The 18,146-nt window shown below is 35.7% G+C and carries 17 protein-coding genes; 6 read left to right on the top strand and 11 right to left on the bottom strand.

Annotated elements, in window-relative coordinates; genetic code table 11:
• Positions 1 to 9: 9 nt before the first annotated feature.
• Together AC1RNE_RS04500 and hisS are read right to left on the bottom strand one after the other, a co-directional pair.
• Positions 10 to 1,401, bottom strand: coding sequence for an energy transducer TonB (locus AC1RNE_RS04500; protein WP_492799838.1), 1,392 nt, complete (start codon positions 1,399 to 1,401; stop codon positions 10 to 12).
• Positions 1,402 to 1,528: 127 nt separating this feature from the next.
• Positions 1,529 to 2,884 carry a histidine--tRNA ligase gene (gene hisS / locus AC1RNE_RS04505; protein WP_492799839.1) on the bottom strand — a complete coding sequence of 452 codons (1,356 nt, stop codon included), beginning with the start codon at positions 2,882 to 2,884 and terminating at the stop codon, positions 1,529 to 1,531.
• 327 nt (positions 2,885 to 3,211) lie between these two features.
• On the opposite strand from hisS, the gene AC1RNE_RS04510 reads away from it, so the two are divergent.
• Complete coding sequence (locus AC1RNE_RS04510; RefSeq protein WP_309918619.1) at positions 3,212 to 3,367, top strand: hypothetical protein; 156 nt, start codon at positions 3,212 to 3,214, stop codon at positions 3,365 to 3,367.
• A 59-nt stretch (positions 3,368 to 3,426) separates the two neighbouring features.
• On the opposite strand, the gene AC1RNE_RS04515 is transcribed toward AC1RNE_RS04510, so the two are convergent.
• Both AC1RNE_RS04515 and AC1RNE_RS04520 read right to left on the bottom strand, forming a co-directional pair.
• Complete coding sequence (locus AC1RNE_RS04515; RefSeq protein ID WP_492799840.1) at positions 3,427 to 3,822, bottom strand: hypothetical protein; 396 nt, start codon at positions 3,820 to 3,822, stop codon at positions 3,427 to 3,429.
• Positions 3,823 to 3,851: 29 nt separating this feature from the next.
• Positions 3,852 to 4,376: a hypothetical protein gene (locus AC1RNE_RS04520; RefSeq protein ID WP_492799841.1), complete on the bottom strand. Its 525-nt coding sequence runs from the start codon at positions 4,374 to 4,376 to the stop codon at positions 3,852 to 3,854.
• 135 nt (positions 4,377 to 4,511) lie between these two features.
• Here AC1RNE_RS04520 and AC1RNE_RS04525 point away from each other — a divergent pair, with 135 nt between their 5' ends.
• The 5 genes from AC1RNE_RS04525 (at position 4,512) to AC1RNE_RS04545 (ending at position 9,977) form a co-directional block, all read left to right on the top strand.
• The gene (locus AC1RNE_RS04525; RefSeq protein WP_492799842.1) at positions 4,512 to 5,279 is read left to right on the top strand and encodes a 3-keto-disaccharide hydrolase; all 768 of its coding nucleotides are present in this window, start codon (positions 4,512 to 4,514) and stop codon (positions 5,277 to 5,279) included.
• A 134-nt stretch (positions 5,280 to 5,413) separates the two neighbouring features.
• Positions 5,414 to 6,178, top strand: a complete 765-nt coding sequence (locus AC1RNE_RS04530) for a class I SAM-dependent methyltransferase (RefSeq protein WP_492799843.1) — start codon at positions 5,414 to 5,416, stop codon at positions 6,176 to 6,178.
• Between the two features lie 12 nt (positions 6,179 to 6,190).
• Positions 6,191 to 7,483: an aminopeptidase P N-terminal domain-containing protein gene (locus AC1RNE_RS04535; RefSeq protein ID WP_492799844.1), complete on the top strand. Its 1,293-nt coding sequence runs from the start codon at positions 6,191 to 6,193 to the stop codon at positions 7,481 to 7,483.
• Positions 7,484 to 7,665: 182 nt separating this feature from the next.
• On the top strand, positions 7,666 to 8,766 hold the full coding sequence (locus AC1RNE_RS04540) for a glycosyltransferase family 4 protein (RefSeq protein WP_492799845.1): 1,101 nt from the start codon (positions 7,666 to 7,668) through the stop codon (positions 8,764 to 8,766).
• A gap of 17 nt (positions 8,767 to 8,783) precedes the next feature.
• Positions 8,784 to 9,977: a glycosyltransferase gene (locus tag AC1RNE_RS04545; RefSeq protein ID WP_492799846.1), complete on the top strand. Its 1,194-nt coding sequence runs from the start codon at positions 8,784 to 8,786 to the stop codon at positions 9,975 to 9,977.
• A gap of 16 nt (positions 9,978 to 9,993) precedes the next feature.
• Here the strand turns inward: AC1RNE_RS04545 and AC1RNE_RS04550 are convergent, their stop codons facing one another.
• The 7 genes from AC1RNE_RS04550 to AC1RNE_RS04580 form a co-directional block, all read right to left on the bottom strand.
• Positions 9,994 to 10,695, bottom strand: coding sequence for a glycoside hydrolase family 25 protein (locus AC1RNE_RS04550; protein ID WP_492799847.1), 702 nt, complete (start codon positions 10,693 to 10,695; stop codon positions 9,994 to 9,996).
• 167 nt (positions 10,696 to 10,862) lie between these two features.
• Complete coding sequence (locus AC1RNE_RS04555; RefSeq protein ID WP_492799848.1) at positions 10,863 to 11,498, bottom strand: peroxiredoxin; 636 nt, start codon at positions 11,496 to 11,498, stop codon at positions 10,863 to 10,865.
• 333 nt (positions 11,499 to 11,831) lie between these two features.
• Entirely contained in the window at positions 11,832 to 12,371 is a 540-nt protein-coding gene (hslV, locus tag AC1RNE_RS04560) for an ATP-dependent protease subunit HslV (RefSeq protein ID WP_323248371.1), read from the bottom strand.
• A gap of 14 nt (positions 12,372 to 12,385) precedes the next feature.
• A complete protein-coding gene (locus AC1RNE_RS04565) occupies positions 12,386 to 14,131 on the bottom strand; it encodes a M14 family metallopeptidase (RefSeq protein ID WP_492799849.1) in 1,746 nt (581 codons plus the stop codon).
• 53 nt (positions 14,132 to 14,184) lie between these two features.
• Positions 14,185 to 15,834: a M14 family metallopeptidase gene (locus tag AC1RNE_RS04570; protein ID WP_492799850.1), complete on the bottom strand. Its 1,650-nt coding sequence runs from the start codon at positions 15,832 to 15,834 to the stop codon at positions 14,185 to 14,187.
• 227 nt (positions 15,835 to 16,061) lie between these two features.
• Positions 16,062 to 17,342 (bottom strand): MFS transporter, encoded by a 1,281-nt coding sequence (locus AC1RNE_RS04575; protein ID WP_492799851.1) that lies wholly within the window; start codon positions 17,340 to 17,342, stop codon positions 16,062 to 16,064.
• A 40-nt stretch (positions 17,343 to 17,382) separates the two neighbouring features.
• Positions 17,383 to 18,057, bottom strand: a complete 675-nt coding sequence (locus AC1RNE_RS04580; protein ID WP_492799852.1) for a bifunctional 4-hydroxy-2-oxoglutarate aldolase/2-dehydro-3-deoxy-phosphogluconate aldolase — start codon at positions 18,055 to 18,057, stop codon at positions 17,383 to 17,385.
• Positions 18,058 to 18,146: the final 89 nt, after the last annotated feature.

Below are 18,146 nucleotides of genomic sequence, written 5' to 3' on the forward strand. Positions count from 1 at the left end.
GATTCTAATTTACCTCCCTAACACATAACTAACTGGCAAAGTAAACTTACTTCTTACAGCTTTTCCACGTTGTTTTCCAGGTTTCCATTTTCCACTTGAAAGTTGGAGGACTCTTACCGCTTCGTCATCGCAACTAGCGCCAATTCCTTTCAAAACGTTAAAGTCACACAAAGTACCATCTTCACACACGATAAACTGTACAAAAACTTTACCCTGCGTATTACTTTTTTGTGCATCAACAGGGTATCTTAAATTTTTCTGAAGATGTTTTGCAAAACTAGGAAAACCACCTTCAAACTCTGCAACTACTTCAGGATTGGTATATTCAAAAGTTTGTCCCCCTGCAAATAAAACACCTTTTACACATTTTCCTTTTTCAAAATTTTCTTCATAGACGGTTTCATTATTTTTATCTTTTCCAACCCATTTTCCTTCTTTAAATCCGTCTTTAATCAAACCTGTATGAAAAATAGAGCCATCATATTCTTTTGAAAATAATTGACATATACCTTCTCCATTTTTTAAGAGTTGATTACCCAAGGTATCCCAAACAGCTATAAACCTTTCATTATCCTGTTTTTCAACTTTATTCACAATTGAGGCTATCTGACCATTTGCAAACCATTTTATTTTTTGTGTAGCCTTTACATTACCGTCATTAATCGTTTTGGTAAATATTGATACTCTTCCATTAGGATAATATGAATAGCTTTCATCTTCAAAATTAGCGTAAGCTATTTGCCCATTTTCAAAATAACTCTGGCTTACATTAGGGAAGTTTGAATTATTCATTGCAGTTACCCTATAAACTTTCAACTTGTCTGACTCTTTCTCATATATTTCTGGAGTATGCTTATCTGAACTATCAATCTTAAGCTTGGCTATATCATAAAATTGAAGCTTTTTCCCTTCATAGACGTAATATTCCACATTGCCTTGAATCTTTCCTGTGAGAGAGTCAACTGGATATCTCATCACATACTCAGGCTTGTTATCGCCAATATTGGGTTTCTTATCCTGATCATAGTACCCTATTAAATAACCTTCGTTATAAACAAGATTAGATCTATCAAAAAAAGGTATTTGAACTGTTATACCTTTCTTACCTTTTAACCTATCTACAATATTTTTAGGATTAATTAACTTTGCAACTCTTAGGGCTTCAGCATCACACTCTTCTGAAAGGTTCTGTACAATCTCGTACTTCTCGGGTAAATTATTATTCCCTAAAACAATACGAACGGCAACGTGACCCGTAACATTATCTACACGTGCTTTAAAAGGGATTTGAACATTTACTTCAATAAATTTTTGAATTGGGTCTATTTCACCAGATGGGCTTTGAGCAAGTGTGCTAAAAAAGAAGAAGTTAAGAATAAAAATTATTAGTGTGTTTTTCATTTTGAGGTTGTTTGTATGGATTTGGCTGAACAATTTCTCAAAAATAATAATATTCTTAGAACATTATAAGCTAATCAATTAAAAACGGCATTGATGAATAATAAATTCATCAATGCCGTTCTAAAGCTTACTGTAATTTGGTGATTATCTCTTCAAAAGTGAGTTTTTCTTGCTCGCCTGTAATCATATTTTTCAGTGTCAATTTTCCTGTTTCCATTTCTTCTGAACCGATGATACAGACATAAGAGATTCGCTTTTTATCGGCGTAATCTAGTTGCTTTTTGATTTTAGTAACATCTGGATAAACCTCTGCATTAATACCTGCTAGTCGAGCTTTTTGTAATAATGGCAAAGCATAATTCAATTCATTTACTCCAAAATGGCACAATAATAATTTAGTAGTTACTGAATTATTATCAGGGAATAAATTCAATTCTTCTAATACATCGTAAATTCTATCTACGCCAAAAGAAATACCAACGCCTGATAGCCCTTCGACCCCAAAAGTACCTGTTAGGTTATCATAGCGACCTCCGCCTGATATAGAACCCATTTGTACATCCAATGCTTTTACTTCAAAAATTGCCCCTGTATAATATGATAATCCACGGGCAAGGGTAATATCTAGTTCAATGTTTTCTTCCGATTGTCCGAAAGATTTTAATAAATCCCAGACTGCACGTAATTCTTCTATTCCTTTTTTACCCGTTTCAGAATCTTGGAGTAATTCTAAAAGCTTAATAAATTTCTCTTGATTTGTCCCTGAAATTTCAAAAACTGGGTCTAATTTGGCTAAAGCATCTTGACTAAAGCCTTTTTCGGCTAATTCTTCTAAAACTTTTTCTTTGCCTATTTTATCTAATTTATCAATGGCTACAGCCAACGCTCCTTCTTGTCCTGCGGCACCAATAGCTTCCGAAAGGCCAGTAAGTACTTTACGGTTATTGATTTTTAAGGAAAAATTGATTCCGAGGCTTTTGAATACCTGATGAATCATTAAAACGATTTCAGCTTCACAAACCAAAGAATCTGTTCCTACAACATCGGCATCACACTGATAAAATTCACGATAGCGTCCTCTTTGCGGGCGGTCGCCTCGCCAAACGGGTTGAATCTGGTAACGTTTGAATGGCATTGCCAATTCATTGCGATTCATTACTACAAAACGTGCAAAAGGAACTGTTAAATCATACTTTAGGCCTTTTTCAGAAATCTTTAACGTTAATTTCTTAGCGCCTTCATCTAATTCTTTTTGTGTAATTTTTTCAGAAAAATTTCCTGAATTTAATATTTTAAATAATAATTGATCTCCTTCCTCACCATACTTTCCCATTAATGAAGAAAGATTTTCCATAGCGGGCGTTTCGATAGGCTGAAAACCAAATTGTTGAAAAACGGCTTTAATAGTATCAAAAATATAATTACGTCGAACCATTTTCTCTGGCCCAAAATCTCGCGTACCTTTTACTAAACTTGGTTTCATAGCATAAAAATTGGGTTATTAAACCCAAGAACGTGAAAATTGACAGGATTATCCTGAACGGCAAAATTACAAAACCCACGAAGTATTTGGAAACTTCGTGGGTTTTATTTCTTCTTGGATTGGAGGACTGGATGACTGTAAGACTTTAGGACACTAGATTTTAGACTCTAGATTTTACAATTTTGGACTCAAGACACTAGATTTTGCACTCTGGATTTTAGGCATAAAGCTTAAAGCTCACCGCTTACAGCATATTAATTGCCTATATGTTTGTTTAAAAAATATATTCTTCCTAATTTTGCACCTCAATTTAAAACTCTGTTCGCAATGGCTGTTACAAGACTAAAAAGAAAAGACAGAAGAAACAAGGCTATAGCCACTAACAAAATCAATGCGATTAAGCATTTGACTCAAACTCCAGAAATTAAATTGGTAGATATTGAGGCAATCAAAGCTGAGTTTGCTGCGAAGGCTGCGAAGTAATTTGTACAATTTCTTCTAAGAGATCTAAACCTCGTCAATACTGACGGGGTTTTCTTTTTTTACTCCTTTTTATCTTCTTTGTTACCTTTAGCTTTTTTATCTTCTTTACCACGCAATACTTCTCCTAGATGATTCAACTTCTTAATTTGTTTCGTCATCTCTTTTTCTTGGCGACTAAAACGCTTGTTCATATCCATTAATACCCTGAAACGGATAGCTTGTCCTAGAAAGACTAATCCTATGCTTGTAATGATTAAGCCGTAAAGACTCCAAATAAACCATCTAAAAAAAACAACATTAGGTTCTGCTCTGATGGTTGAAGCAGTGCCTACCACAGAAATTCCAAAACTAAAAAGAAGCAAGCCAATAATAGCACACAAAATAAATTTGGTGCGTAAGGGCATTCTTTTTACTAATTTTTGACCGGGTGCTTTTTTAGGAATATCAGGTTTCATATTGGGTTGGGTATTTTTTTAATAGAAAATCATTGCCAACTGCTCCCTATCAAGGTTTCAATCGTTTGAAATTCATCTTTTAAGTTATCAGGAATCGTATGTTTTGAGTAAGTAAAGCCGTGCTCTTGCCACAAAATTATTGTATAATTATCTGTCTGATATACTCCCTTAGTGCTATTTCTTAAAATGGCTACTTTGTCAGAAGGAAGTTTCTTTTCAACAGTCATCATAAAATAAGCCTTTGTTTTCATCATCAAGACTTTCTTCTTGCCTACAGTTTTTGTCACAACACTAGCTCTGGTATCAATACTTTTCAGGGCAGTTTGTGGCAAAAAAATATCATTATTTCTTTCAATATAAAAATTACTTCCGTTAGCTCGCATTGTCCAGCCTTTAAGCAATTGGTTTTTAACAAGTTGAATTTTCTTATCTTTCAAGATTACATTCAAGTCTAGCCCTGTTTGTTTAGCTTTTTCTGCATTGGCTACATCCATAATAAGCACAAATCCACACAGAAAAGCTAATTTTATCCAATTTCTTTGAGTAATTTTCATAAATAAAGTATTAATTCGCAAGATATTCTTGAATATTGCATTATTGAGTAAATCTCAATCAAAATTTATGCTAGCATAAGCAGAATATCGTATTTTACGCAAATTAAAATTAAAATAAACATAAACTATAATTCAATGACGATCAACAAGAAATTTATTTTGGGTTTAAGCCTTAGTTTGGCTGCTTATTCAATGAATTCTGCCAATGCACAAGATTTCCGTTTTACTCAAAAAAATCCAGATAAACCAGAAGCAACAGAATTCTGGGATCCAGAAGTAAGAGTAGTTACGCCCGGAGCTGTTCCATCTGATGCGATAGTTTTATTTGATGGAAAAAATTTAGATAGTTGGGAATCTGCGAAAGATGGTTCTGCAGCCAAATGGGATGTAAAAGATGGAATATTCACAGTAGCAAAAGGGACGGGTGGTATTTCAACAAAAAAACACTTTGGAGATTGCCAATTACACATCGAATGGCGTTCACCTATCGAGCCTGAAACCTTGAAAAGTCAACAAAAAGGGAACAGTGGCGTTTTTTTGAATGGTATTTATGAAGTTCAAGTGTTGAATTCGTATCAAAACCGTACTTATAGAAATGGTCAAGCAGGTTCAATTTACAAACAAACACCTCCGTTAGTAAATGCTACCTCTAAAATGGGTGATTGGAATGTTTATGACATTATCTATACTGCTCCTCGCTTTACAGCTAATGGTGGTATTGAAACGCCTGCTTATGTAACAGTGATTCACAACGGAGTGATTGTACAAAACCATACTAAAATTCAAGGTGCAACAAATTATATCGGACAGCCAACTAATCCTGTTCATGAAAAAGGCCCTATTTCTTTACAAGACCACGGTAATTTAGTAAGTTTCCGCAATATCTGGATTAGAGAAATATAGTATTCAATGCTTCTTAGCTTTTGTTAATCAGAAATTGGGAATGATTTTTTACCTTTGTGTGAACAATCATTCCTTTTTTTATTTTATCACATATATTCATTCAAAACGAAGGTTAAACCGTTTTAAGATTAATTATGAAATCAATTATTAGCTGGACACTCAGAAACATTCCACGTAAATACCTGCAATTAGTTTCTCACTTAGTGATGAAAATCTACGCCATCTTTTTAAGAGGCACTAGAGTAACATGTCCAGTTTGTAAATCTAAGTTTTCAAAATTTGTACCCTATGGGCGTTTAGAACCCAGAGATAATGCTTTATGTCCGAACTGTCTGGCTTTAGAACGCCACCGTTTGATGTACATGTATTTACAGCAAAAGACTAATTTCTTTACTGAGAAATTAAAGGTATTACACGTTGCTCCTGAGTATTGTTTCATTGATCGTTTCGAAAAAATGAAAAACTTGGACTATATCACTGCTGATATTGAATCGCCATTGGCAAAAGTAAAAATGGATTTACACCATATTCCCTTTGCCGATAATACTTTTGATGTAGTATTCTGTAATCACGTACTTGAACACGTGAATGATGATATTCAATGTATGCGCGAGATGAGAAGAGTATTAAAGCCTACGGGTTGGGCAATCATGCAATCGCCCCAAGATTGGAGTTTAGCAACTACCTTTGAAGACAAAACGATTACCGACCCTAAAGAACGTGAACGTTTGTTTAAACAAGACGACCATTTCAGAATTTATGGAAGAGATTATAACAAACGCTTGGAACAAGGTGGTTGGAAGGTAACCGAAGATAAATTTGGCGTTAATATGCCACCAGACCAAATCAAACGTTTTGCCTTGCCTAAAGATGAAATTATTTACCTGTGCCAGAAATAACACTCTTTTTATATGAAATACTTACCCATCAACAACTCGCTTTTCGTTGAAAATCGTGAACGTTTAGCACAACTTTTAAAACCTAAATCTATTGCTATTTTAAATTCCAACGACCCAATGCCTACCAATGCAGACGGAACGATGGGATTTCAACAAAATTCTGATTTATTCTATCTTTCAGGTATCGACCAAGAAGAATCTATTCTTTTATTGTTTCCAGATAGCCCAAATCCTGCTCACAAAGAGATATTATTCTTAAGAGAAACTTCTGAACTGATTGCCATCTGGGAAGGCTATAAATATACTAAAGAGCATGCTCGTGAGGTTTCGGGAATAAAAAGTATTTACTGGATAAGCCAATTTGATGCTGTGTTAACAACCTTGGTTTTTGAAGCTGAGCATCTCTACCTGAATTCAAACGAACATATTCGTAACCATTCTGCTGTTCAGACACGTGATGCCAAATTTATATTGTGGGCTAAAGAGCATTTCCCTTTGCATAAATTTGAACGACTAGCTCCGTTGATGCACCAATTAAGGGTTATTAAAAATTCCATTGAAATTGAACAGTTGAGCGAAGCCATGCGTATTACAGAGTTAGGATTCAGAAGACTTCTGAATTTTGTAAAACCTAACGTTACTGAATATGAAATTGAAGCTGAACTATTACACGAATTTGTAAGAAATCGTTCTAAAGGTTTTGCTTATCAGCCTATTATCGCTTCTGGGGCTAATGCTTGTATTTTGCATTATATTGAAAACAGTCGCCCTTGTCTTGATGGGGATGTCATTCTATTGGACGTAGCGGCGGAATACGGAAATTATAATGCTGATTTAACAAGAACAATTCCTGTAAATGGTAAATTTACGCCTCGTCAGCGTCAAGTGTATGATGCGGTGTTGCGTGCATTCAAATATGCAAAATCTATTTTAGTAGTAGGCAATTTGTGGGATGAATATCAGCAAGCTGTTGAGAAATTCATTGAAGAAGAATTAATAGGCTTAGGCTTGTTTACGCGTGAAGACGTAGAAAAACAAAATCCAGAGTCACCATTATTCAAAAAATATTTCATGCACGGTGTTTCACACCATTTAGGACTTGATGTTCATGATGTGTGGAACAAATATCGTCGTTTTGAAGCTGGAATGGTCTTTACAATAGAGCCTGGCATCTATATTCGTGAAGAAGGATTAGGGATTCGTTTGGAAAACAATATCCTGATTACTGAAGATGGAAACATTGATTTAATGGCAAACATTCCGATTGAAGCTGATGAAATTGAGGCTTTGATGAGTAAGCTTTGAGCAAATAGCTTTGAGTAGTGAGCTATGAGATTTGCTAAAAGCAGATAGCTTTTAGCAAATAGTTTTGAGCTGCAAGATTTAAGAAATGAGAATTGGTTGAGATGAGTTCTGACTGTGATTTGAGAAGTAATGCTACTCAAAATTCACTCAATCACAACTCACTCAATCACTACTAAATAAATATGAGAATACTATACGATCATCAGGCATTTACGGGACAAAGATATGGAGGGGTGGCGCGCTATTTTCATGATTTGATGGAGTCGCTAGTGGACATGGGAGTTGGTGTAAAACTATCTTTGCCTTTTTCAAACAATGAATATTTAAAAAATAGTTCTGTTCGTCGACCAAATGAATTTAAGCATATTTTTGGTTTTATGCCAACCAATATGCTAGTGTCGAGAACAAACCGTTTGAATAGTATTGTTCAACTACAAAAAGGTAAATTTGACGTTTTTCATCCTACTTTCTTTCATAATTATTACTTAAATCATCTCAAGAAAAAACCTTTTGTACTTACCTACCACGACTGTATTAAAGAGCGATTTAATTTGAATCACATCGATAATGCTAGTCATGCTCAGAAACAAGAACTACTGAATAAGGCCGCAAAAATCATTGCTATTTCTGAAAATACTAAAGCGGATTTACTAGAGTTTTATCAGATAAAACCCGAAAAAATTGAAGTAATTTACCATTCTTCTTCTTTCAGAAATCATCAATTACCAGAAGGTTTTCAAGTAAAAACGCCTGAGAAATACTTACTTTACGTAGGTGCACGCAATGATTATAAAAACTTTACTGGCTTCGTAACATCTATCGCTTCTGTATTACACCAACATCCCGATATACAGTTACTTTGTGCAGGCGGAGGTGATTTTAACAAAACAGAAAATGAATTAATTGATAGCTTACACTTACAAGCACAAGTAAAGCATTTTAATTTTCAGAGCGACGATACGCTATTTTATTTATATCAAAATGCCATCGCTTTTGTGTATCCCTCATTATACGAAGGTTTCGGAATTCCAATCCTTGAAGCTTTTGCTTGTGGTTGTCCAGTAGTGTTAAGCAATACTTCATGCTTTCCTGAGGTAGCTCAAGACGCCGCTTTATACTTCAATCCTAGTGATAAAGAAGATATTGCCGATAAAATCACAGCAATTATCGAGAATGAATCTCTTAGGAAAAGTCTAGTTCAAAAGGGGTTTATTCGTCAACAAAACTTCTCGGCAGAAAAAACCGCGACCCAAACACTAAATGTTTACAAAAGCGTTTTGTAATACTTACTTATTAACTTATGAGTTTTCAAAAAACTGTTTTAATCTTTGAACCTGATGCTAGCGGGCATCATCCAGGCTATTTATATCATTTGCTTTTACATTTTTTGACTGAGCAATATGATTTTCAGTTAGCGGTTTTGGTGAATCCAGATTTTTTTGAAAAACATCCGACCATCATTCAAAAGACTACATCCGCCAATATCAAATGGATAAGTACCTCAGAACAGACTTTTAACAATTGGCAAAAGGCTAAAAGTAATGTTATCAAACGAGCCAAATTGGAATGGGCTATTTGTTGTGAGTATGCAAAAGAACTACAAGCTAAATCCATCTTTATGATGTATTTCGACCATTTTCAGTTAGCTTGTTTTACAGAACCAACTCCTCCTTGTCCTATTTCAGGAATATTCTTTCGCCCAACATTGGTTAATTATCCTGTCTATTCTATCAAAGAAAAAATTAATTATTGGCGAAAATATTTACTACTCAGAGCCATTACTCATCGTAAATTTTTAAATACGTTATTTTGTTTAGACCCTTTTGCTGTCGAATTTATTCAAAACAATTGGCAAACGTATAAAGTGAAATTTTTACCAGACCCCGTACAGATTTATCCAAGTACCCAACCTGTAAATATCTTAAAAGAAGAATTAGGAATCCCTCCCGAGAAAACGGTATTCTTAATTTTTGGTCATTTAGATGATAGAAAAGGCATATCAAAGGTAATGGATACTCTGACCCAACTTTCGGATGAAAAAGCCAAAAATGTTTGTTTATTGGTTGTAGGTCCTTGGGATATTAATGAGAAATTGGTTTTTGAAGAAAAGCTTGCTAAACTAGCACTCAAGAAAATGGTGCAGGTGGTGACTCACAACGATTTTGTGGCAGATGAAAATATTCAATCTTTTTTTGAAGTAGCAGATTATGTATTGGCTCTCTACCAAAAACATATTGGCATGAGTGCCATTATGGTAAGAGCGGCTAGTGCTCAGAAGCCTTTAATTACTTACAATTACGGCTTAATGGGCAAAATTACCGCTGAAAAACACTTAGGGTTGATTATAGATGAAACGATTGAAGATGACCTTTTAACAAAGTTAGAAACACTTCTGGCGACTAAGCAAATCATAGGTAATCGTCAACAAATGAAAGAATTTGCAAATTTGAACCAAGCCAAAAATTATGCAAAGACTATTCTTGATAGTTTTTAAAAAGCTTTTAAACTTATTATAGACATAGCGCTTCTAAATCCTCTCGATTACCCAGAAAAACGTTAAAGTCAACCGTACCTTTTACGCCCTCGCACCAACCACGCTGATTGTGTTGCCAAAACCATAGATTTGAATTATACCCTTTTAAGGTTTCTCTTGAATAATCAGCAATCCAAAGCGGATAATCATCAAAGTTGCCTTTGATAAACTTCTTATAAAAGTTGGGGTTCGTATAAATAATTGGTTTTTTGTGATAATGATTTTCTACAATATCTAACCAAGTTTGAATTTCACTGATAATTTGCTTGTCGGGCTTCAAAGAATTTTGTTCAATATCCAACACAGGGGCTAAATCTCCCTCCTCCAAATCTACTGAATTAATAAAGTTTTTCGCCTGACCCACTGGTTCACGCCAAGTAATGAAAAAATGATAAGCCCCTCTTTTTAAACCACTCTTTTTTACGTGTTCCCAGTTTCTTTCAAATTGACGGTCGGCATGGCTCATTCCTTCTGTTGCTTTTAGAAAACAGAAGCCAAGCTTTAAATCCTCATCCGAGAATTTCATTTTCTTTACTTCCTTCCAATTCACCACGCCATTATGGTGCGACACATCAATGCCATGAATTTTGTAGCGTAAAGGCACTGTAATGCCTAATTTAGAGACTTTCGTCCATTCGTTAGGATTAGGGCGAAGATTGATATAGATAACAAAAGACAAAAAGAGCAATAGTATAGAAATAAGGACAATCCTGACAAATCGAGGGAGTAATCGGAAGCGCTTTTTGAGTAGTTTTAAAGAATTCATATTACAAAAATACAAAAAGGCAAGAAAGATATTTCATCTTCTTGCCTTTTCTATGCAATGAATTACAAAATCATTGTCGATTATTTGTTTGGCTGAGGCGTTGTTCTCAAATAAGGCTTAACAATCGTAAAACCTTTAGGGAATTTTGCCGCTGCATCTTCAGTTTTTACTGCTGGTGTAATGATAACATCTTCACCATCTTTCCAGTCTGCTGGAGTAGCTACTTGGTAATTAGCTGTCAATTGAAGTGAATCAATTACTCTTAACAATTCTTGGAAATTACGTCCTGTAGAAGCAGGATACGTCAATGTCAACTTGATTTTTTTATCTGGCCCAATGATAAATACCGAACGAACTGTCGCTTTTTCAGAAGCATTTGGGTGAATCATATCATATAACGTAGCAACGTTACGGTCTGAATCAGCAATGATAGGGAAATTCACTTTCACACCATTTACTTCTTCAATATCTGGTACCCATTTATTATGTGAGGCTAAATCATCTACTGACACAGCTATTACTTTAACTCCTTTTTTCTCGAATTCACCTTTTAATAATGCTGTTTTTCCTAATTCAGTTGTACAAACTGGTGTAAAGTCAGCAGGGTGGCTAAAAAGTAAAGCCCATGAGTCACCAATCCATTCATGAAAATTAATTGTTCCTTGAGTTGTTTCCGCTGTAAAGTCGGGTGCAATATCTCCTAATCTTAATGACATAGTTTTATTCAATTTAAAGTTTTTAAATACTTACTCTATTGGAATACAAGATTAATAAAAAAAAGGTTTCAAGATACAGGTTAATTGATATTTTTTATGATTGTTTTATATGCTTTAGGCAGTAGGCTTTAGGCGCTAAGCTTTCGGATGTCTGATTTCTGCGAAAAATTAATCTGCGAAAATCAGCGTATTAAATCTCCATAAATCAGCGGGTAAAAAGTTGTAAGCTAACTTATATAACTTAATTTTACCCGCAGATTTCGCTGATTGGATACGCTGATTTGCGCTGATTTTTATAATTTTTGTGCTTGCTTAAAGCTTATTGCTTACAGCCTAAACTGGCTTCTCAATAATAAAATTATGATTTGTATAAATACAAATATCAGCTGCAATTGTTAAGCCTTCACGAACGATTTCTTCTGCACTTAAATGAGCCGCATGCTTACGCATTGCCAAAGCAGCCGAAAGTGCATAATTACTACCAGAACCAATGGCAGCAATGCCATTCTCAGGTTCTAATACATCGCCAGTACCCGAAATAATCAAAGTTTCTTCTTTATTGGCAACTATCATCATGGCTTCTAGTTTGCGCAAATAGCGGTCAGTACGCCAATCTTTCGCTAATTCTATACTAGCACGCTTCATATTGCCACCATAAGCATTTAGCTTTTCTTCAAAACGCTCTAGCAATGTAAAAGCATCTGCCGTTGAACCTGCAAAACCTGTTACAATTTTTCCATCCAACATTTTTCTGATTTTGCGCACATGATTTTTGGCAACGGTATTTCCCATTGTCGCTTGTCCGTCTGCACCAATTGCTACTTCGCCATTATGCACCACCGCCAGAACGGTTGTAGATCTAATTTTTTCCATTGTAGGTAATTATGTTATAAGGTCTTAGAAACAAGCCCTCCTTTCTTACTATCGATTTCAACCGTAAATTTATTACTTTTACCTTTAACAATCCAACGTACTTTTACAGTACCCATTCCCGGAATGCTCGGAACCGATATCGTCTGTGGATTATTTAGCTGTTCTTTCGTAAGATTAGTATCTTCATTTTCAACAATCATTCCAGCTACAACAGTCGCATCTTTTAATGTAATAAAATCAGGACGCTCGATTTTATACTTTACATCATGTGCCGAGTGTGTTGGAATTACTTTCTCATTCACAATGGTAGCCGTTACTTCTGTTAAACCGCCAGCCAAAGCCTTTTGTTTAATTTCTAACACATCTAGTTTCGGCATTTGCGAAGCATGTAAAATGGTAAATGCCATATTTCTGTGAGCATCTTCTTCCAATAAGAAACCTGGGTGTGCCCTAATATAGTTTTTCTTTGAACCACCAATTTCAATATCACCATACTGTGGATGCTTGAAAGGTTTCCAAGCTACATAGGCATCTCCAAATAGCATCAAGCGACTAAATTCTTCAAATTCATTATTTTGAAAACGTCCTTCCTCACCTACTTTATTGAACAATTTATAAGACGTCATCAATTCAGTTGAGAACGTAAAAATACCTCTTCCTAAAGCAAACCAATCAATCTCGCCACCATATACCGTATATAAATCTTTATAAATCACAAAGTATTTATACCCTGGATTCATTTTTTCGCCAATCTTTCCGAAATAATCATATACTGATGCATCCTGAGTGGTATAAAAGGGAGCATCTTCTTCAGCACCAGGCCCACGCAAAAACATCCCTCCATTGTTATGATAGCTTTGTGCCCCTGCAATGTTTGGATGACTCATAACAAAGTTTTTGATACTTTGCGTTTCTGGTAAAGTACCCGGATAGAACAATGCCCCACGTTGAACATAATCAGGCTGCCAGTTCCAAGCCCAATCGCGGTTAGGGTCATAATATCCTAATACATCTTCGTTAATCAACCCATCTCCGTCGTTATCAATGCCTTCGTATCCTAGCATTTCATAATCGCCTTTTTCATCTGCTTTTATAGGAACCATTCTTTGCGGATTTTCAGGGTCTATTTTCCAACGACCCGTCGCCGAACGTCTTCTCATCATTACAATGTTTCCGTCGCCGTCTAAATCATCATATTTATCCTCATCGGCTTGTCCGTCGCCATCATCATCCATCGCCATCATTCCCGAACGTGGTGAATTGGCATTATTAGGATTTTTCAAGAAATCTTCACGGGCATCAGGATTAATAGTCGGCGTAATATAGAATACTTTGTCTTGTAATAGCTGTTTGATAAATGCTACATTCGCAAAATTTTCAACCAAATACCAAGCCGTGTACATCGCCACTTCGGTACCTTGAATTTCGTTCGAGTGAATATTACCATCAATATAAAAACCCGGTTTACGGTTTACATTGCCAGTTTTAGTATCACTGATTGTTAGCACCCACATGTCTCTACCTTGAAAAGACTTCCCCATCGACTCTACTTTTACTAAATCTGGATATGCCTTGGCTAAATCCTGACAAAACTTAGTAATCATGGCGTAATCGTTGTAATGATTCCAAGCCATTTTTACTTTTGGGTTCGCTGGCGAGCCAATCGCTCTTAAACCAGTTAGGTCGTCATTTTGATTTTTTTCTTGTGAAAAAGCACTAAATGAGCAGGTTAAAAGGACTAAAAAGATATATTTTTTCATTGGATTTTATTCAAATTAATATTTAACATCTATCAGTATTAATATCCAGTTGGTTATTTTAAACTAACATTTATAGTTTTTACGCCTGTGGTTGGGCAACCAGCCTCTATACCTACTGAGCCATTGCCACTGATTAACCAAGAATACTCTTGGGTTTCACCTGCTCCTAAAGCACTTCTTAGGTTTATTTTCTTTCCTGAAACTATCGCCTGATTTCCTGTTAGTTTCAATTCAGTTTTTACTTTTTGCACCCAACGAACTTTGTCGCCAATTTCTGCATAAGTCGGTAATAAACCTGTATTGATTACTTTAATAGTCACCCTAGTTAGCCCTGTTGAAACAGCCTCAGCATTTACATCTACAATTTGTATTTCTGGCATTTGCATTGCCAAAGCCGTTACAAACTTTACATGCTTATTAGCAGATTCTGTCAGGAAATTTACAGGCGGATTCAGCTTTGCATAAGGAGCAATCCCACCTACTTCAACATTTTTGTTGGCAAAGTCAGGATGTTTTACCGACTGCCAATTCACAAATACGTTCGCTAATTTTTGTGAGTCTGCCCATTTTAAATATTTCACGTCCTCATTGTCCGAAGTTTTGCTAGTAGTCGCTACTTCTTTCTTAGTGCTATCTTTAGGTGCTTGTACCTTAGGAGCCCACCATCCTGGACTTGTGAAACTGAATCTACCTACGTGGAAATAAGCAGTTTGTGACAAGTTCCCTTTGGTTTGTGGTAAAACGGGAGCATCTTTCAAGCCCGTTTGAGTATTATATAGTTTAGCAATTTGCTCGCCTACAGTAGCATCTTTTTCTAATATTCCAGTAATAATTCTTTTAGCCGTTTTGCTTCTGTCAAATTTTGGAGCTTCTGTTAAGTTATTAGCAGGGCCAAAAGTTAATACAGCAAAAACATTAGTGGCTTTATACAAGAAACTCAACAACGCTTTGGTTTCTGATTCTGAAGCAGCAAAATCACCAGCACCAGCCGTAAAAATTGGATAGTCGTAGGTCATATTTTTATCAATATTTACCCCTCCTACGCCATCTTCATTAAAAGTACCGTCTTTGTCATTATCCGTGCCTTCTGTTAGTAATAAATACTTTCCTTTTTCTCCTTTGGCTGGGTCGGCTTTTATCAATACCCTTGGGTCTTCTTTACTTACAATAAAAGTCCCTGTTGGGTCTTCTACACGAATCTGAGTGATAATACCATCGCCATTCAAATCTTCGAAAGGGTCTTCATTCAAATAACCGTCTCTGTCATCGTCTGTTGGCGTATCATTCCCTCCTCTTTCAAATTTGGTTTTCGCAAAAAATTGCTCTTGAGCATCAGGGTTTACACTTGGAATAAAGTAAAATGTTTTTGAATCCAATAATTTTGCAATTGAGTCTCCGCTTGCACTGGCTAGTTTTTCGGCCATTTGTATGGCTAGTTCTGTCCCTGCCAAGTGTGTTCCATCTACGCCTGCAATAATGGCTATTGCTGGTTTAGCAGTGGTATTTCCTTTGCCAATGGTTAAAGCCCAGATGTCACGATTACCTTTGCTTTTACCGATTGATTGAATAGTAATACTGGAAGAAAACTTTGAACTTAATGCTTTGAGTCTTGAAGAAAGCTGTGTGTGGTTTTGGTAAGTATTTTGGGCCATAGTCCATAATGAAACCGACAATAAACCCGATAAGAGAAATAGTTTTTTCATATTTAGTTATGAAGTTTGTTTGAAATGTAATTTAATGCAAAATACTTCTTTGTATTGACTTTTGCTATTTCCTAAAACTAGATTAGATATATAGCCCTACTTTGCTGGTATAAGGATAAAAACAGCAGATGAAGCAATAGTGAAAAAATGGAAATGTTATAAAACAAAACAGGTATCACATTAGCTGCGATACCTGTAAACACTCTACTATTATCCAATTTAATATTTTAAATGACTACGGGTTCATTTCTTGGTGTAAACAAATGCATTATTCCCCATGCTAATAGGTATGCACAGCCACACATGATAAAAATGATATTATAACCAGCAGTGATATTTCCTTGCGCCTTATATGTATCAAGTAATTGTCCTACTATCAATGGGAATAAAATTCCCCCTACTGACCCTGCCATTCCCCCTAAACCAACAACTGAACTTACTGCTTTTTTAGGAAACATATCAGATGCCGTCGTAAAAATGTTTGCACTCCAAGCTTGGTGAGCTGCTGCTGCTAAACTAATTAACACTACAGCCTGCCAAATGTTTGAACAATATTGTGCAAAAACAATAGGAATTACTGCAATGGCAAAGCTCAACATGGCTGCTTTACGTGCTTTGAATACTGGCCAGCCCTTCTTGATTAAATATCCTGAGATATAACCTCCACCAATACTTCCGATGGTAGTTGCTGTATATACAACGATAAGTTCTAAACTTGGTTTCTTTAAATCTAAATTAAATGTTTCTGAGAAATAAGATGGCAACCAGTAAAGGAAAAACCACCAGATTGGGTCAGTAAGCATTTTTCCAAAGATAAATCCCCATGTCTGACGAATACCTAACAGAGTAATCCATTTTACAGGTTTTTCATGAGAAGTATCTGGTTCATTATCAGACTGAATGAACAATAGTTCTTCTTTTGAAAGTTTTTTCTGTCTAACTGGGATTTCATAGCCAATCCACCAGAAAATTAACCAAATAAAACCTACGCCACCAGTAACAATAAATGCTACTTCCCACCCAAAACTTGCTAATATAAAAGGAACCATTATTGGTGCTACTACTGCCCCAATATTTGCCCCAGAGTTAAAAATCCCTGTCGCTAAAGCTCTTTCTTTTTTAGGGAACCATTCTGCTACACTCTTAATAGCCGCAGGAAAGTTTCCACCTTCTCCTAACCCTAATAAAGAGCGAAACATTCCAAAACCGATGGTACTTCCAGCAAAAGCAGTTAATACACCTGCTGTACTCCACCAAGCTACTGCAATAGCATATCCTAATTTCGTGCCAATCTTATCGATAACTCCGCCAAAAATCATTAATCCCACTGCATAAGCAGCCTGAAATGCCATTACCAAATTACTGTAATCACTTTCAGTCCAATTAAATTCTTTTTCTAATGTCGGCTTTAATAACGCAATTACTTGTCTATCAAGGTAACTGATTGTAGTGGCAAAAAAAAGCAATGCTACTACTCTCCAACGATACTTCCCTAGGGTGTTTTCCATGAATGTTAAAAAAATTGAGGTAAGCTAATTTAGTAAATTTTTATTTTTTTGATTTTAAGCCTTCAACATATTTCATCAAAGATTCAACAGTATGAGTCAATTCGTCAAATTTTGCACTAGTCAATAAACTAGCTGGAAATAATTGCGAACCCATCCCAACGGCTGTAACACCTGCTGAAAACCACTGTTTTAAACTATCTTCAGTAGGTTCTACCCCGCCTGTTACCATTACTTTTACATTCGGCATTGGGCCTTTCATTGATTTTACAAAACCAGGACCCACTACATTCCCCGGAAAAATCTTGACAATTTCAGCGCCTAATTGTGTGGCTGCGTAAATCTCATTTAAAGTAGCTGCTCCAGGAAACCAAGCAATATCATTTGCCTGACAAAATGCACCAACTTCTGGCGTAATGACTGGTTGTACGACAAAATCAGCCCCTGCATCAATAAAAACTTTGGCTTGTTCAACCGTAAAAATTGTTCCAATCCCTAATGCCATTTCTGGGCAGTTTTCACGAATAAATGGATAAATCGCCTTAAAAACGTCTAAAGCCTTTGTTCCACGATTAGTAAACTCAAAAGCGCGCATCCCACCATCGTAACATGCTTTGATTACATTTTGAGTTAACTCAATTTCTTCATGATAAAATACTGGCACCACTGGGAAATCGGAAAGTAATTGATTTAATATTTTGGGTTGAAAAAAAGCCATGCTTGTTTATAATTTTTAAGATTTTTTGGACTAATTGATTCTTGAAATATGTTTAAAACTAGTCAAACACTAAAACTTACTCAACATCA

This window comes from Arcicella sp. GW822-FHT02H01 (genome assembly GCF_058802005.1).

Excerpts from the sequence above, each read along its gene's own strand:
- AC1RNE_RS04500 (WP_492799838.1), bottom strand. The coding sequence starts at position 1,401 with ATGAAAAACACACTAATAATTTTTATTCTTAACTTCTTCTTTTTTAGC.
- hisS (WP_492799839.1), bottom strand. The coding sequence starts at position 2,884 with ATGAAACCAAGTTTAGTAAAAGGTACGCGAGATTTTGGGCCAGAGAAA.
- AC1RNE_RS04510 (WP_309918619.1), top strand. The coding sequence starts at position 3,212 with ATGGCTGTTACAAGACTAAAAAGAAAAGACAGAAGAAACAAGGCTATA.
- AC1RNE_RS04515 (WP_492799840.1), bottom strand. The coding sequence starts at position 3,822 with ATGAAACCTGATATTCCTAAAAAAGCACCCGGTCAAAAATTAGTAAAA.
- AC1RNE_RS04520 (WP_492799841.1), bottom strand. The coding sequence starts at position 4,376 with ATGAAAATTACTCAAAGAAATTGGATAAAATTAGCTTTTCTGTGTGGA.
- AC1RNE_RS04525 (WP_492799842.1), top strand. The coding sequence starts at position 4,512 with ATGACGATCAACAAGAAATTTATTTTGGGTTTAAGCCTTAGTTTGGCT.
- AC1RNE_RS04530 (WP_492799843.1), top strand. The coding sequence starts at position 5,414 with ATGAAATCAATTATTAGCTGGACACTCAGAAACATTCCACGTAAATAC.
- AC1RNE_RS04535 (WP_492799844.1), top strand. The coding sequence starts at position 6,191 with ATGAAATACTTACCCATCAACAACTCGCTTTTCGTTGAAAATCGTGAA.
- AC1RNE_RS04540 (WP_492799845.1), top strand. The coding sequence starts at position 7,666 with ATGAGAATACTATACGATCATCAGGCATTTACGGGACAAAGATATGGA.
- AC1RNE_RS04545 (WP_492799846.1), top strand. The coding sequence starts at position 8,784 with ATGAGTTTTCAAAAAACTGTTTTAATCTTTGAACCTGATGCTAGCGGG.
- AC1RNE_RS04555 (WP_492799848.1), bottom strand. The coding sequence starts at position 11,498 with ATGTCATTAAGATTAGGAGATATTGCACCCGACTTTACAGCGGAAACA.
- hslV (WP_323248371.1), bottom strand. The coding sequence starts at position 12,371 with ATGGAAAAAATTAGATCTACAACCGTTCTGGCGGTGGTGCATAATGGC.
- AC1RNE_RS04565 (WP_492799849.1), bottom strand. The coding sequence starts at position 14,131 with ATGAAAAAATATATCTTTTTAGTCCTTTTAACCTGCTCATTTAGTGCT.
- AC1RNE_RS04570 (WP_492799850.1), bottom strand. The coding sequence starts at position 15,834 with ATGAAAAAACTATTTCTCTTATCGGGTTTATTGTCGGTTTCATTATGG.
- AC1RNE_RS04575 (WP_492799851.1), bottom strand. The coding sequence starts at position 17,342 with ATGGAAAACACCCTAGGGAAGTATCGTTGGAGAGTAGTAGCATTGCTT.
- AC1RNE_RS04580 (WP_492799852.1), bottom strand. The coding sequence starts at position 18,057 with ATGGCTTTTTTTCAACCCAAAATATTAAATCAATTACTTTCCGATTTC.